At 63.0% G+C, this 12,563-nt stretch carries 9 protein-coding genes; 3 read left to right on the top strand and 6 right to left on the bottom strand.

Features of this window, described 5'->3' with window-relative positions; genetic code table 11:
• Nucleotides 1-175: 175 nt before the first annotated feature.
• From xylF to ACQ4WL_RS15165, 4 genes are all read right to left on the bottom strand, one after another.
• On the bottom strand, nt 176-1,150 hold the full coding sequence (gene xylF / locus ACQ4WL_RS15180; protein ID WP_099764341.1) for a D-xylose ABC transporter substrate-binding protein: 975 nt from the start codon (nt 1,148-1,150) through the stop codon (nt 176-178).
• 152 nt (nt 1,151-1,302) lie between these two features.
• Nucleotides 1,303-3,090 (bottom strand): IlvD/Edd family dehydratase, encoded by a 1,788-nt coding sequence (locus ACQ4WL_RS15175; RefSeq protein WP_436510497.1) that lies wholly within the window; start codon nt 3,088-3,090, stop codon nt 1,303-1,305.
• On the bottom strand, nt 3,087-3,854 hold the full coding sequence (gene xylB / locus ACQ4WL_RS15170; protein ID WP_436510496.1) for a D-xylose 1-dehydrogenase: 768 nt from the start codon (nt 3,852-3,854) through the stop codon (nt 3,087-3,089). The genes ACQ4WL_RS15175 and xylB overlap by 4 nt, the downstream gene beginning before the upstream one ends.
• 26 nt (nt 3,855-3,880) lie before the next feature.
• Nucleotides 3,881-5,041 carry a fumarylacetoacetate hydrolase family protein gene (locus ACQ4WL_RS15165; RefSeq protein WP_436510495.1) on the bottom strand — a complete coding sequence of 387 codons (1,161 nt, stop codon included), beginning with the start codon at nt 5,039-5,041 and terminating at the stop codon, nt 3,881-3,883.
• Between the two features lie 430 nt (nt 5,042-5,471).
• Here ACQ4WL_RS15165 and chvE point away from each other — a divergent pair, with 430 nt between their 5' ends.
• From chvE to mmsB, 3 genes are all read left to right on the top strand, one after another.
• Complete coding sequence (chvE, locus tag ACQ4WL_RS15160) at nt 5,472-6,494, top strand: multiple monosaccharide ABC transporter substrate-binding protein (RefSeq protein ID WP_436510693.1); 1,023 nt, start codon at nt 5,472-5,474, stop codon at nt 6,492-6,494.
• Nucleotides 6,495-6,607: 113 nt separating this feature from the next.
• A complete protein-coding gene (mmsA, locus tag ACQ4WL_RS15155; RefSeq protein WP_436510494.1) occupies nt 6,608-8,149 on the top strand; it encodes a multiple monosaccharide ABC transporter ATP-binding protein in 1,542 nt (513 codons plus the stop codon).
• Nucleotides 8,139-9,353, top strand: a complete 1,215-nt coding sequence (gene mmsB, locus ACQ4WL_RS15150; RefSeq protein ID WP_436510493.1) for a multiple monosaccharide ABC transporter permease — start codon at nt 8,139-8,141, stop codon at nt 9,351-9,353. Before mmsA ends, mmsB begins: the two co-directional genes overlap by 11 nt.
• A 49-nt stretch (nt 9,354-9,402) precedes the next feature.
• On the opposite strand, the gene ACQ4WL_RS15145 is transcribed toward mmsB, so the two are convergent.
• Together ACQ4WL_RS15145 and ACQ4WL_RS15140 are read right to left on the bottom strand one after the other, a co-directional pair.
• Complete coding sequence (locus ACQ4WL_RS15145) at nt 9,403-11,034, bottom strand: NAD(P)-binding protein (RefSeq protein ID WP_436510492.1); 1,632 nt, start codon at nt 11,032-11,034, stop codon at nt 9,403-9,405.
• Complete coding sequence (locus ACQ4WL_RS15140; protein ID WP_436510491.1) at nt 11,034-12,545, bottom strand: polyamine aminopropyltransferase; 1,512 nt, start codon at nt 12,543-12,545, stop codon at nt 11,034-11,036. Before ACQ4WL_RS15140 ends, ACQ4WL_RS15145 begins: the two co-directional genes overlap by 1 nt.
• Nucleotides 12,546-12,563: the final 18 nt, after the last annotated feature.

Raw genomic sequence — 12,563 nt, 5'->3', positions numbered from 1 at the left:
GGGGGAAATGTCGGATTACGCGACGCCAAGGCGTCGCTAATCCGACCTACGGTCGATGCGGACGGCCGACACCACAACCGGCGTTTCCGGAGCCGGCGATTGTCGGATAACGGCCGATGCGGGCAATCGTAGGTCGGCTTAGCGCGCAGCGCGTAAGCCGACATCAGGCGGGTGATTAATTACCCAGCTGCGCCTTCGTATAGAAGCCGTCATCGACGAGAATGTTCACATTCGCCTTGGTCAGGGGCGTTGGTTTCAGCAGTACCGTGCTGACTTTTTTCAGGCCGTTGTCATAGCTGGAGTTGTAGGCCGGCTTTTCATTGCGCGCCAGCTGGATGGCCAGCTTGGCCGCTTCCGAAGCGATGGTTTTCAACGGCTTGTAGACGGTCATCGACTGCGTGCCGGCGATGACGCGTTTCACCGCCGCCAGGTCGGCATCCTGGCCGGAGACCGGCACCTTGCCGGCCAGTTTTTGCGCGGCCAGGGCCTGGATGGCGCCGCCGGCCGTGCCGTCGTTCGAGGCGACGATGGCGTCGATCTTGTTGCCGTTGGCCGTCAGCGCGTTTTCCACGATGGACAGCGCTTCGGTGGCGCTCCAGTCCTTCACCCACTGCTGGCCGACGATCTTGATGTCACCCTTGTCGATGAACGGTTTGAGTACCTTCATCTGGCCTTCGCGCAGCATCTTGGCGTTGTTGTCGGTGGGCGAACCGCCCAGCAGGTAGTAATTGCCTTTCGGCTGCAGCTTGGTCACGCCTTCGGCCTGCATCTCGCCCACTTTCTCGTTGTCGAACGAGATATACGCGTCGATATCGGCATTCAGGATCAGGCGGTCATACGACAGCACCTTGATGCCGGCCTTTTTCGCCTCCTTGACGGTGTTGTTGAGGACAGTCGCGTTGAATGGCACGATCACCAGCACGTCCACGCCGCGCGAGATCAGGTTCTCGATCTGCGAAATCTGGCGCTGTTCGCTGGCGTCGGCCGATTGCACGAACACCTTGGCGCCCTGCTTCTCGGCGGCAGCGATGAAGAAATCGCGGTCACGCGTCCAGCGTTCCACGCGCAAATCGTCGATGGAAAAGCCGATCTTCGGGTTTTTCGCATCGGCCAGAGCGGCGCTGCTGCTCAATGCCAGCATGGCGGTCATGATGGCTGCACTGATGATCTTGTTCATTGTGTGTCTCCTTGTGGATTTTATTAACAACGTTTTTTCACTACGGGTGCTGCTGAAAAATTTTATGTCTGTGGTGGTGTCGGGTTACGCGCGGAGCGCTAACCCGACCTACCCCGACCCGCCTGCTAATGGTTGTGGCGTGGCAGGGTCTGGCCCACGGCGCGGTATTTCAGCGCCAGCTCCATGCAGGCGCCCGTTTCCAGCTGGCCCACGCTGGCGCGGTAGAGCTCCTGCCATGGCGTGGCGCTATCGTTGACGGGCGGCGGCAGTTCTTGCGCGCGGCGCGCCAGCTCGGCCTGGTCGACCAGCATGTCGCAGCGCCCCGCGTTCAAGTCCACGCGGATAATGTCGCCCGTGCGCAGCAGCGCCAGGCCACCGCCCACGGCGCTTTCCGGCGAGGCGTTCAGGATAGAAGGACTGTCCGAGGTGCCCGACTGGCGCCCGTCGCCCAGGGTCGGCAGGTTCAAAATGCCGGCCTTGAGCAAGGCATCGGGCGGCTGCATGTTGACCACTTCGGCCGAACCGGGCCAGCCCACGGGACCGGCGCCGCGCATGACCAGCATGCAGCTGTCGTCGATCGCCAATGCCGGGTCGTTGATGCGCGCGTGATAGTCGGACGAACCGTCGAAGACGATGGCGCGCGCCTCGAACACGCCTTCGCTGCCGGTGCGCGACAGGTAGCGCTCGCGGAAAGCGGGCGAGATCACGCTGGTCTTCATGATGGCGAAGTCGAACAAATTGCCCTGCAAGGCCATGAAACCGGCCTTTTCTTTCAACGGCGCGGCAAACGGGCGGATCATCTCGCGGTCCGCGCTTTCACGGCCCGCCAGGTTGGCCGACATCGTCTGGCCCGTGACGGTGGGCCGCTCGGCGTGCAGCAAGCCCGCCTGCTGTAACTCCCACATCACGGCCGGTACGCCGCCGGCGCGGTGGAAGCGCTCGCCCAGGTATTTGCCGGCCGGCTGCATGTTCAGGAGCAGCGGCACGTCGTAGCCGTGTTCCATCCAGTCGCTCGAGTGCAATGCCACGCCCGCATGGCGCGCCATTGCCATCAAATGCGGCTGGGCGTTGGTGGAGCCGCCGATGGCCGCGTTGACGATGATGGCGTCCAGGAACGCTGCGCGCGTGAGGATGCTCGACGGGCGCACGTCGTCATGCGCCATGCCGACGATGCGCCGCCCCGTTTCGTAGGCGATCTGGCCCCGCTCACGGTATGGCGCGGGGATGGCCGAGCAGCCCGTCAGGGACATGCCCAGCGCCTCGGCCAGCGCATTCATGGTCGATGCCGTGCCCATGGTGTTGCAGTGGCCGGCCGACGGCGCCGAGGCGGCCGCGATCTGCAGGAATTTGTCGTTGTCGATCAAGCCGGCGGACAGCTGGCGGCGACCTTTCCAGATGGAGGCGCCGGAACCCACCAGTTCGCCGTCCATCCAGCCGTCGAGCATGGGGCCGCCCGACAGCACGATGGCGGGGATGTCCACCGTGGCGGCGGCCATCAATTGCGCCGGCGTGGTCTTGTCGCAGCCCGTGGTCAGCACCACGGCGTCGATCGGGTAGCCATGCAGGATTTCCACCAGGCCCAGATACGCCAGGTTGCGGTCCAGCGCGGCCGTCGGGCGGCGGCAATTTTCAAAGATCGGGTGCAGCGGGAATTCCATCGGGATGCCGCCCGCGTCGCGGATGCCGTCGCGCACGCGCTGCGCCAGCTCCAGGTGGATGCGGTTGCAGGGACTGATATCGCTGCCGCTTTGCGCAATGCCGATGATGGGCCGGCCCGAACGCAGCTCCTCGGCCGTGATACCGTAGTTCATGAAGCGCTCCAGGTACAGCGCCGTCATGTCGATGTGCTCGGGATTGTCGAACCAGTCCTGCGAACGGAAGCGCCGTGCCTGGGCTTGGGCGGGAATGCTCATGCGCCGTACCAGCCTGCGTCGACGTAGTATTCGCGTCCCGCGCACTTGGCCGCGTTGTCGGACGCGAGGAACAGCGCCAGCGCCGCCACGTCTTCCGGCTCCACGCGCGTTTGCAGGCATTGGCCCTGCAGGATCACCGCTTCCGCTTCCGGCGTATGCCACAGCTTTTCCTGGCGCGGCGTGCGTACGGCGCCGGGAATGATGCAGTTGACGCGGATGCCGTCGACGCCCAGGTCGCGCGCCAGGCCGCGCGTGAGACCCTCGATGCCGGCTTTGGCCGTCATGTAGATCGACAGGCGGGCTTGCGCCAGGTGCCAGGAAATCGATCCCAGGTTGAGGATCACGCCGCTGCCCTTGGCGCGCATGGCCGGCGCCACTGCCTGGGCGCAGAAATACTGGTGGCGCAGGTTGACGGCGATGCGCTCGTCCCAATAGGCCGGCGTGACATCCTGCAGCTGGTGGCGGTCGTCATTGGCCGCATTGTTGACGAGGATATCGGTGGCACCCGCGCTGTGTTCAATCTCGGCGAAGGTGGCGGCCAGGGCGCCCAGGTCCGTCAAGTCGCAATAGCGGAAAACGGGCGGCTGCGGCAGGTGGGCGAGCTTTTCCTGCAGCGCCAGCGACGCTACACGGGCGATATCGAGAAAGGTGACGTGGGCGCCCTGGCGCGCGAACGCCTCGACGATGGCCACGCCAATGCCCGTGCCGCCGCCCGTGATGACGACGCGCTTGCCGGCCAGGCTGGGATAGATTGCATGCTGCATGGTGTCTCTCTTTTAAAAAAATCGGATCAAAGCAAACCGCGTTGGGCCAGGTTCTGGTACAGCGCGCGCACGCCGAACGTCCAGGGAGGTATCGCATCGCAACGCTGTACTTCGTTGACCAGCGCGCCCAGCGCGGCGCTGGCGATGGTGACCCGGTCTCCCAGGTGGTGCGTGAAGCCGCCACCCTGCGCACCGCGGTCTTTCACGGGCGAGAACATGGTCCCCAGGAACAGCATGAAGCCGTCCGGATACTGGTGGTACTGGCCTGCCGTCTGGCGCACCAGGTCGAGCGGATCGCGGCTGATCTCGCGCATGAAGCTGGCGCCTTCGAGCACAAAGCCGTCGTCCGCGCCTTCGATCAGCAGCGACACTTCCGCCTGACGCACGGTATCGAGCGTAAAGCCCTCGTCGAACAGGCGGATGAAGGGGCCGATGGCGCAGGAACCGTTGTTATCCTTGGCCTTGCCCAGCAAGAGGGCGCTGCGCCCTTCGACGTCGCGCAGGTTGACGTCGTTACCCAAGGTCGCTCCCAGCACCTCGCTGCGGCTGTTGACGGCCAGGACTATCTCCGGCTCCGGGTTGTTCCAGGCGGACGATGGCAGCAAGCCCACCTGCGCGCCGCAGCCCACCGACGACATCGGCTGCGCCTTGGTAAACACTTCCGCATCGGGGCCGATCCCCACTTCCATGTATTGCGACCAGGCGCCGCGCTGCTGCAGCTGCTGTTTCAGGCGCTGCGCCGCATCCGAGCCAGGCTTCAATGCAGACAGATCGCCGCCCAGGGTCGATTGCAGTGCAGCGCGCAGGCTCGCCGCGCGCGCCGCGTCGCCACCCGCCTGTTCCTCGATCACCCGTTCGAGCAGGCTGACGGCGAAGGTCACGCCGCATGCCTTGACGGCCTGCAGGTCGCACGGCGCCAGTAGCAGCGGCTCGCCGGCCGGCGCGGCCAGCGCCTGCTCCAGCAGCGTTTGCACGGGGCCGAGCGCGATACCGGGCGCATGGCGGGCGATATCGAGCGCATCGCTGCGCTCGAACAGCTCGGCCACCGTCGCCACCGTCTGCGTGATGTCGACCACTTCGCCGCCGCGCACGGCGACGACACATGGGCCGTCACGCCAGATGCGGCCGATGAGGAGGGCCTGCGCCAGGTCGGCGGGCAACAGGGAGACGGGGGAAATCGGCTGCATGGCAAGCTTTCAAAAGGTCGTGACGGGATGGCTGGTCTTCAGGTTCGGACCGATTCTGCGCGCCGCCCTGTGTCGCCGCAATTACGAAAATCACCAAATTGAATGATGATTATTGGTATTGCAGTGCACCAAAAAAAGCCGCCACCCGACCCACGTTTCCGCCCTGTCCGCAGGCGGGAAGGGGCGCAATGGCGCATTGCATCAATTGGTCCATCGATATCGTTTTGGATATCACCAATGCGAAAAAAGTGATTGGTGAGGGATGGATGGACAAACTAGTATCAGCCGTGGCCTGCAATCGGCCATCCGCACGGAGCCCGCCCACTGGGACGACGGCCCTGGCACATTCAACTATCGAAGACGGTGGAGACCTGAAATGAAAACAACAATGAAAATGCTGACCGCGAGCCTGGCGCTGGCCATCTCCGGCATGGCAGTAATACCCGTGGCAAGTGCCGCCGACAAGGGCGCCATCGGCATCTCGATGCCGACCAAGTCGTCCATGCGCTGGATCGCCGACGGCGACAACATGGTCAAGGTATTCAAGGAGCGCGGCTACAAGACGGACTTGCAATTTGCCGACGACGATATCCCGAACCAGCTGGCACAGGTGGAAAACATGATCACCAAGGGCGCCAAGGTGCTGGTGATCGCCGCCATCGACGGCACCACCTTGTCGAACGTGCTGCAAAAAGCGGCCGACAAGGGCATCAAGGTCATCTCGTATGATCGTCTGATCCGCGGCACGAAAAACATCGATTACTACGCCACCTTCGACAACTTCCAGGTCGGCATGCTGCAAGCGGGCTATATCGAGTCGGCGCTGAAACTCAAGGAAGGCAAGGGTCCGTTCAATATCGAACTGTTCGGCGGCTCGGCCGATGACAACAACGCGCACTTCTTCTACAACGGCGCGCTGTCGGTACTCAAACCGTACATCGACAGCGGCAAGCTGGTGGTGCGCTCGAAGCAGATGGGCATGGAAAAGGTCGCCACCTTGCGCTGGGATGGCGCCGTGGCGCAGGCCCGCATGGACAACCTGCTCAGCGCCTACTACGGCAATGCGCGCGTCGACGCGGTGCTGTCGCCGTATGATGGCTTGAGCATCGGCATCCTGTCCTCGCTCAAGGGCGTCGGCTACGGCACGCCGAAACAACCGTTCCCCGTCGTCACGGGCCAGGATGCGGAAATCCCGTCGGTGAAATCGATCATCCGCGGCGAACAGGCATCGACCGTGTTCAAAGACACGCGCGAACTGGCCAAGGTGACGGCGAATATGGTCGACGCGATGATGAGCGGCAAGACGCCGGCCGTCAACGATACCAAGACCTATAACAACGGCGTGAAAGTCGTGCCGTCCTACCTGTTGAAACCGGTCACTGTCGACAAGGCGAACTGGAAGCAGGTGCTCGTCACCGGCAGCGGCTACTACACGGAAGCGCAAGTGAAATAAGCATCGACAGTTCTGAAGGCCCGGCGCTGCCGGGCCTTTCGCTTCATGCACGATCCAGAACAAGACTGCCGCACGACCGATACCGACCAGCGCGGCCGTGCCAGAGAGGTTATATGACGAACACTATCCTGGAAATGCGCGGGATACGCAAAACATTCCCGGGCGTCGTTGCGCTCGACAATGTCAACCTGCGGGTACGCAGCGGCGAGATCCACGCCATCGTCGGCGAAAACGGCGCCGGCAAATCGACCCTGATGAAAGTGCTGAGCGGCGTCTACGGCCATGGCAGCTATACGGGCGACATCGATTACCTGGGCCAGACGCGGCACTTCCGCGGCATCAAGGACAGCGAAGAAATCGGCATCATCATCATCCACCAGGAACTGGCGCTGGTGCCCCAGCTGTCGATCGCCGAGAATATCTTCCTCGGCAACGAACCGTCCAGCATGGGCGTCATCGACTGGGAATACGCGCAAACGAAGACGCGCGAACTGCTGCACAAAGTCGGCCTGAAAGAGTCGCCCGACACCCTGATCACCAACCTGGGCGTGGGCAAGCAGCAGCTGATCGAAATCGCCAAGGCGCTGTGCAAGGACGTCAAGCTGCTGATCCTCGACGAGCCGACGGCCAGCCTGAACGAAAGCGACAGCGCGGCCCTGCTCGACCTGCTGCTGGAGCTGAAACGCCAGGGCATCGCATCGATCCTGATTTCGCACAAGCTCAATGAAATTTCACGGGTCGCCGACGCCATTACGGTGCTGCGCGACGGGAATACGGTCGACAGTTTCGACTGCCGTATCGAGCCCGTCAGCGAAGACCGCATCATCGAAAAAATGGTCGGGCGCGAGATGGCGGACCGCTATCCGCCGCGCACGCCGACCATCGGCGAGACCATTTTCGAAGTGCGCGACTGGCGCGTCTTCCATCCCGAGCATGCCGACCGCCCCGTCATCAAAGGCATCAACATGCACGCCAAAAAGGGCGAGATCATCGGCATCGCCGGCCTGATGGGCTCCGGGCGCACGGAACTGGCGATGAGCCTCTTCGGGCGCGCCTACGGCCAGCGCATCAGCGGCACGGTGCTCAAGAATGGCCAGGAAATCGACGTCAGCACCATCGGCAAGGCAATCGCCCATGGCCTCGCGTATGTCACGGAAGACCGCAAGGGCCTGGGCCTGATCCTTGAGGAAGACATCCAGAAGAACACCAGCCTGGCCAACCTGGACGCGATTTCACAGCGCATGGTGATCGACGAGCAGCGTGAATTCAGCGTGGCCGAGGATTTCCGCCGCAAGCTCAAGACCCGTTGCTCGAGCGTGGCGCAGAAAGTGGTCAACCTGTCCGGCGGCAACCAGCAGAAAGTGGTGCTGGCGAAATGGCTGTTTTCGCGCCCCGATATCCTGATCCTCGATGAACCGAGCCGCGGCATCGACGTGGGCGCCAAATACGAGATCTACAGCATCATCAGCGAGCTGGCCGCCGAAGGCAAATGCATCATCATGATTTCCTCGGAAATGCCGGAATTGCTGGGCATGTGCGACCGGATCTATGTCATGAACGAAGGCCGCTTCGCGGCAGAACTGAGCGCAGCAGAAGCATCGCAGGAGCGCATCATGCGCGCGATCGTTACACACGGAGAAAACAATGGACAATAAACTGACAGCGGGACCGGCGGCCGGCGCGCCAGCGGCCGCGCCGCAAGCGAAAAGCTATGCCGGCTTTTTGAAAAACAATATGCGCGACTACGGCATGCTGCTCTCCCTGATCGTCATCATGGGCTTTTTCCAGTACATGACCGACGGCACCCTGATGCAGCCGCTGAACCTGACGAACCTGGTGCTGCAAAACAGCTACATCGTCATCATGGCGCTGGGCATGCTGATGGTCATCGTGGCCGGCCATATCGATTTGTCCGTCGGCTCGGTGGTCGGCTTCGTCGGCGCGCTGGCGGCCGTCCTGATCGTCAACTACGAGATGAACTTTGTCGCCGCCAGCATCGTCTGCCTGCTGGCCGGCGCCGTCATCGGCGGCGCGCAAGGCTATTTTGTCGCCTTCTTCAAGATCCCATCGTTTATCGTCACGCTGGCCGGCATGCTGGTATTCAAGGGCCTGACCCTGGCGCTGCTGGCAGGCCAGTCAGTCGGCCCCTTCCCGGAAGGCTTCCAGATGCTCAGCTCGGGCTTCCTGCCCGACCCGTTCGGCGGCGAAAACCTGCGCGGCTTGTCGCTGCTGCTGGGCGTGATCGCCGCCGCAGCGCTCATCATCACCTCGCTGCGCAGCCGCGCCAAGCAACTGAAACACGGCATGGAAAACGAGCCACGCGCCTTCTTTCTGCTGAAAAACGCGATCTTCGCCGCCGTGATGGTGTACTTCAGCTACCTGCTGTCGTCGTACCGCGGTTTCCCCAACGTGCTGGCCGTGATGTCGCTGCTGATCGTCGCCTACACCTTCATTACCAACCGCACCGTGCTGGGCCGACGCGTGTATGCCGTGGGCGGCAACGAAAAGGCGGCGCGGCTGTCCGGCATCAAGACGGAACGGGTCAGTTTCTACACCTTCGTCAACATGGGCATGCTGGCCGCGCTGGCAGGCCTGATCTTCGCGGCGCGCCTGAACACGGCCACGCCGAAGGCCGGCACGGGTTTCGAGCTGGACGTGATCGCCGCCTGCTTCATCGGCGGCGCCTCGGCCTCGGGCGGCGTCGGCAAGGTGATGGGGGCCGTCATCGGCGCCTTCATCATGGGCGTGATGAACAACGGCATGTCCATCATGGGCATCGGCATCGATTACCAGCAAGTGATCAAGGGCCTGGTGCTGCTGGCGGCCGTGTTCATCGACGTCATCAACAAGAACAAGTAGACCGGTTCGAGCCTTAGGGGGCTCAGGCCGGCGCTTGCGCCGGCCTTTTTTATGCGGCAGCTAATCGCGCCGCACGATCCCCCCACCACGCCGCTTCCTCGAACACGGAAAAACCCGACAGATCGGCATGCGCGAACAGGATGGCGCCGTCATGCTCACGCAAGGCTTTGAGCCCCGCATTGCTGCGAAAACCGGGCAAGGGAGCGGCCATGGCGTGGCCGCGCACGGTGATGTCGACGCGCTCGACGCAGCTGGCAAAATCGCGCCCATACGCCGTTTTCAGGTCGACGCTGGCCAGCGCCAGCAATTGCTCAGGCGTGGCCGTATCGAGCCACTTGCGGGCTGCCTGCGGCGTGCGGTCGGACAGGGCCACGTAGGCGCTGAAGACGGTTTTCTCGGGCGGGCGCACACGGATATCCTGGTGCGTGGAGACGACGTAGCCGAGGCCCGGTTCCTGGTACACCACGTTGTCCCAGCATAGCGGTGCATGCGGCAGTTCGTCGGGAAAGCGTTTCAGTAAAAAGTTCGCCACCATCCATGGCGCATACGCGGGCGTATCGCGCTTCGCGTCAAAGCCATAGTCGGCGATATTGTTCACCACGCGCGCCGCGACATACAGCGGCATGGCGCAGATGGCCTTGCGTGCCTTGACCAGGTAGGTGCGCGGCTGGCCGTCGATCCATTCCAGGCACAGCGCTTCCACGCCCTGCTCCGTCGTCTGCACGGACACCACCGTGCCCGCATGACGTTTGACGCCTGAGGCCTGCTCCATGGCCGTGGCGACTGGCTGCATGCCGCCGGGCCAGGTCAGCCAGGCGCCATTGCCCGCGTTGGCCGCCTGCCCCCAGCGGCTGCAATAGTAATGCAGGCCGGCCCAGGCCGACACCTGGTCGTAGCGCGTGCCATAGTCGTCGCGGCAGCAGTAATTCAGATACCAGTGCAGGGTGGGCGAGGTATAGCCTTCGCGCTCCATCCACTGCTTCAAGGTGATGGCGTCGAGCGCCTGCCAGGCCGGGTCTTGCGACGATTCCACGGTGGGAAAGACAAACACGCGTTTGCCATCGTTGCCGCGCGCCTGGCGCAGCTGCGCCACCTGCGCAAAGAAGCGTTCATGCTGCGCCAGTTCCGCAGGCGGCACGCCTTCGGTGGGAATGAAGCCATCCTGCCAGTGACCGTTGAACAGCAATCGCTCTTCTGGCGCGTGCAAGATGTAGCGCTCGTCGTAAGTCGGCTTTTCCGCCATCGGGTCGCGTTGAATGATCCCCAGATCGAACAGGATCTCGCGCACATGGGTCGATTCGGGTGAAGGCAGCGGCAGGTAATGGCCACCGGTCGGATAGGCCAGCTCGCCGAACTGCCCGCCGGCCGCGTTGCCATATGGCTGCGGGCCGTCGATCATGAGGAAGTCCTGGTGCCCCAGCTTGTTCAGGCGCCAGGCCGCCGTCAGGCCGGCGATGCCGGAACCGAGGATGGCGACATCCGTGGTGATGGTTGCCGAAGGCGCCGGCAGCGCCGTGCGCTCGCGCAGCAGCTTGCGCAAATAGTGCCCTTCGCTGCGCCCCGGATACAGCACCTTGGGCGTGATTTCCTGCCAGCGCAGATACGCGGCGATGCTGCCGATGCCGGCGGCCGCCGCCACCGTGCCGCCAGCGGCCCACAGCATGAAGGAGCGGCGCTGCATCAGCGTATCACCCGGTTCCAGTCCTGCTCGAATTCATGCACGAGCGACTGGGTATTCAAGCGATTCGGCGCCATCGGCAGCGGCTGCATGTCGGGCGGGAAGATGAACATTTCACGCGTGGTGTCCGCATTCAGGTAGCGCATCGGCAGGCGGTATGTCGTCGGCGGTGTGTAGTCGAGCTGGGGTGAAGCCAGGATAAAACCCCATTCGCCGAACGAGGGTACGTAGGCGTGGTAGGGCCAGGTGCGCATGCCCACTTCGCGCAGGGTCGCATTGATGGTCCAGTAGGCGTGCGGGGCAAAGAAGGGCGAGGTCGATTGCACCACCATCAAGCCCTTGGCCGCCAGGTGTTTTTTCACCAGGTCGTAGAAGGGCACGGAATACAGTTTGCCGAGCGCGAAGCTGGACGGATCGGGGAAGTCGACGATGGCCGCGTCGAACATGTCGCCGTTGTTGCGCAGCCAGACGGCGGCATCGGCATTGACGACGGTGACGCGCTTGTCCGAGAACGCGCTGTTATTCAATTTTGCCAGTTCCGGGCGCGTGGTAAACGCGGCCGTCATGGCAGGATCGAGGTCGACCACGGTGACGTGTTCGATATGGGGATAACGCAGGATTTCGCGCAGCGCCAGGCCATCGCCGCCGCCCAGCACCAGCACGCGGCGCGCCCAGGGCAAGGCTTCCAGCACGGGGTGCACCAGCGCTTCGTGGTAGCGGTACTCGTCGCGCGAGGAAAACTGCAGGTTGCCATTGATGTACAGCCGCGTATCGTCCTTCCAGCGCGTGATCACCAGGCGCTGGTAAGGCGTGGTGGTGGAATACACGATCTGGTCACCGAACAGGCCATGTTCGCCCCAGGCCACCATGCGGTCCGACATGGCAAAGCCGGCGATCAGCACCACCATCACGGCGCAGGCGCGCAGGAAGCGCCCCGTGAGGTTCTTCAGCTCGGCGCGAAACACGTAAATCGTCCACAAGCCCACGCCCACGTTGAGCATGCCGAACAAAAAGCCCGTGCGCACCAATCCCAGATACGGCGACAGCACCAGAGGGAACAGCAGGGAAACGGCCAGCGCGCCCAGGTAATCGAAAGTGAGCACGCGGCTGACAAGTTCACTAAATTCCGTCTGGCGCGAATTGAGGGCGCGCATCACCAGCGGTACTTCCATGCCGACCAATGCGCCGATCAGGAACACCATCACATACAATAAGGTGCGAAAGGGCGCAGCCATCCACGAAAACGTCATGAACAGGATGGCGGCCGACAGGCCGCCGATCAGGCCCACGGCCAGTTCGATATCGACGAAGCGCGAGAGCACGTCGTCGTCCTGCACATACTTTGAAAAGTGAGCGCCCACACCCATGGCGAACAGGTAGCAGCCGATGATGGTGGAAAACTGCAGGATGGAGTCGCCGAGCAGGTAGCTGGACATGGCGCCGGCGATCAGCTCATACGCGAGGCCGCAGGAGGCGACCACGAAGACGGACAAGATCAGAATCTTTTTGTTCATGGGACTTTTTTTGTTCTA

The organism is Janthinobacterium kochi (assembly GCF_051380715.1).
Classification (GTDB): domain Bacteria; phylum Pseudomonadota; class Gammaproteobacteria; order Burkholderiales; family Burkholderiaceae_D; genus Janthinobacterium.
The sequence above is the reverse complement of the archived record's forward strand: the minus strand, read 5'-3'. Positions and strand labels throughout refer to the sequence as shown.

Excerpts from the sequence above, each read along its gene's own strand:
- xylF (WP_099764341.1), bottom strand. The coding sequence starts at position 1,150 with ATGACCGCCATGCTGGCATTGAGCAGCAGCGCCGCTCTGGCCGATGCG.
- ACQ4WL_RS15175 (WP_436510497.1), bottom strand. The coding sequence starts at position 3,090 with ATGAGCATTCCCGCCCAAGCCCAGGCACGGCGCTTCCGTTCGCAGGAC.
- xylB (WP_436510496.1), bottom strand. The coding sequence starts at position 3,854 with ATGCAGCATGCAATCTATCCCAGCCTGGCCGGCAAGCGCGTCGTCATC.
- ACQ4WL_RS15165 (WP_436510495.1), bottom strand. The coding sequence starts at position 5,041 with ATGCAGCCGATTTCCCCCGTCTCCCTGTTGCCCGCCGACCTGGCGCAG.
- chvE (WP_436510693.1), top strand. The coding sequence starts at position 5,472 with ATGGCAGTAATACCCGTGGCAAGTGCCGCCGACAAGGGCGCCATCGGC.
- mmsA (WP_436510494.1), top strand. The coding sequence starts at position 6,608 with ATGACGAACACTATCCTGGAAATGCGCGGGATACGCAAAACATTCCCG.
- mmsB (WP_436510493.1), top strand. The coding sequence starts at position 8,139 with ATGGACAATAAACTGACAGCGGGACCGGCGGCCGGCGCGCCAGCGGCC.
- ACQ4WL_RS15145 (WP_436510492.1), bottom strand. The coding sequence starts at position 11,034 with ATGCAGCGCCGCTCCTTCATGCTGTGGGCCGCTGGCGGCACGGTGGCG.
- ACQ4WL_RS15140 (WP_436510491.1), bottom strand. The coding sequence starts at position 12,545 with ATGAACAAAAAGATTCTGATCTTGTCCGTCTTCGTGGTCGCCTCCTGC.